The sequence below is a fragment of the Vibrio sp. 10N.222.46.A1 genome (assembly GCF_041473595.1).
Taxonomy (GTDB): Bacteria; Pseudomonadota; Gammaproteobacteria; order Enterobacterales; family Vibrionaceae; genus Vibrio; species Vibrio tasmaniensis_A.
The window spans coordinates 1-1,175 of the sequence record NZ_JBFRSN010000359.1 but is presented as its reverse complement, the minus strand read 5'-3'; the positions used below and the strand labels follow the sequence as shown (position 1 = coordinate 1,175).

2 protein-coding genes are annotated in these 1,175 nt (G+C 42.8%); both read right to left on the bottom strand.

What is annotated here, in order from left to right:
• Nucleotides 1–160: 160 nt before the first annotated feature.
• A complete protein-coding gene (gene rmf, locus AB4496_RS11465; protein ID WP_009846667.1) occupies nucleotides 161–334 on the bottom strand; it encodes a ribosome modulation factor in 174 nt (57 codons plus the stop codon).
• Between the two features lie 162 nt (nucleotides 335–496).
• On the bottom strand, nucleotides 497–1,175 hold a 679-nt coding region (locus AB4496_RS11460), incomplete at its 5' end, for a DUF3466 family protein (RefSeq protein WP_372131001.1).

The window sequence follows — 1,175 nt, the reverse complement described above, 5'->3', positions numbered from 1 at the left end:
GTATCAGTATCAGTATCAGTATCAGTATCAGCTTAAAGTGTTAGCTCTCTACGCCATTACATTTATTTTATCTAACTTATATGCCCACTCAGAAACTAACAAGGCTCCAACTGCTGTACCCAGCAATGGAGCCTTGATCTTTGAATATGTTCCGCCCTATCTACTTATAGAGACCTGATTGCTTATCACCTTTGGCGTCACGCCAACCACCTAACCAATAAGACCGAGAATCCATTTGGCTATATGGGCAAGCTTCTTGTGACCTACCGTTTATACCAGCTTTGTAGCCTTGAGATTGTGCTCGTTCTAGTCGATCACGCTTTTGTCTCTTCATAGTGCAGTCCTCATACGGGTGTTCTATTTACTAACATACAATGATTACAACTTTGCGGAGTTTTTGTGACTCCAACTTTAAGAATCGACCAGTTTTTCACTTTTCTCAAGGCGATAAAAAAGCCCGAATTCAGAATTGTGAACTCGGGCTCAAGAGATGAAATTATTTAAATTTTCTACGGAACCCTAATAAGCCGAGTACAGTCAAAGCGAACCAACCTAAGCTACCGCCTTTACGATCGACCTTTGCTGTATCAGTACTACGAGCTTGGATATCGCTCTTACCTTTACCTTCGATAGGAATCAATTTAACCGCAACAACCTCTTCTACTGCATTAGACGCAGCACCAGCACAGTATGAGTTGTGAGACGTTGTATCGTAGGCTCGTTCATCGTTACCTCTACCGTCTCCATTTGTATCGATCATACATTTTATAGCTGTTGCAGAGATAACACCCGCATCGTTGATGCCTGAAGCATCAATGATTCGGAACTTGTTGTTCTCTCCAGAAACGTTGCCATCGTTAGTTAGATCATCTAGAAACCAAGCTTTGTTCTGAAACAGATCAATTCTTGATGGGTCAGTACCCGTTGCTTGATATGGATAAATAAAGCCACGGTGTCTACGCTCACTGCCATCAACTTCACGCGTTGTTTCTGCGTCAACTTGACCAACAATTTCATTGAAGTTGTTAACGGCTCTAGCTTCACCACTCGAACCAGCAAAGAAGATACCACCCGTTAGGTATGTCGCTGTTGGAGTCGCAACTGAAGCATCAGTAACAACGAACATCTTACTGCCTGCGCTACCATTTTCAGGCACTCTACCATTACGCTTAGAG